The 358-nt window shown below is 72.9% G+C and carries 1 protein-coding gene; it reads right to left on the reverse strand.

Annotated elements, in window-relative coordinates; genetic code table 11:
- A partial coding sequence (locus tag AU465_RS32820) for a MotA/TolQ/ExbB proton channel family protein (protein ID WP_512699445.1) occupies positions 1 to 358 on the reverse strand: 358 nt, incomplete at both ends.

The raw sequence follows: 358 nt of genomic DNA on the forward strand, positions 1-358 counted from the left end.
CGCGCACCAGCAGCGCGCCCGGGCCGCCGCCATGGCCAAGCGCGCGGCCGGCCTGCATCAGCGTCGCGGCATTGCCGATGGCAACGGCCGCGCGGCGGGCTCTCAGCTTGCCGCCGAGGATTTCCAGCGACTTGGCGAGCCAGATCGTCCAGGTGACCAGCGAGGCGAAGGCAAGCCCGACCATGACCGCCTTCACCACGATGTCGGCGTTCATGAACATGCCCCAGGGCGACAGGTCATGCGGCAGCGTCAGCGCAATGGCGGAAGGCTCTTCGCCGCCGGCGCTGCTCGGAGCCGGCTGAACGCGCGGTTCGGTCGGCGCGGCCGGCGTCTCGGTCGCGGGGGTCTGCGCCGCGGC

The sequence above is a fragment of the Mesorhizobium silamurunense genome, assembly GCF_014843905.1.
GTDB lineage: Bacteria > Pseudomonadota > Alphaproteobacteria > Rhizobiales > Rhizobiaceae > Mesorhizobium > Mesorhizobium silamurunense.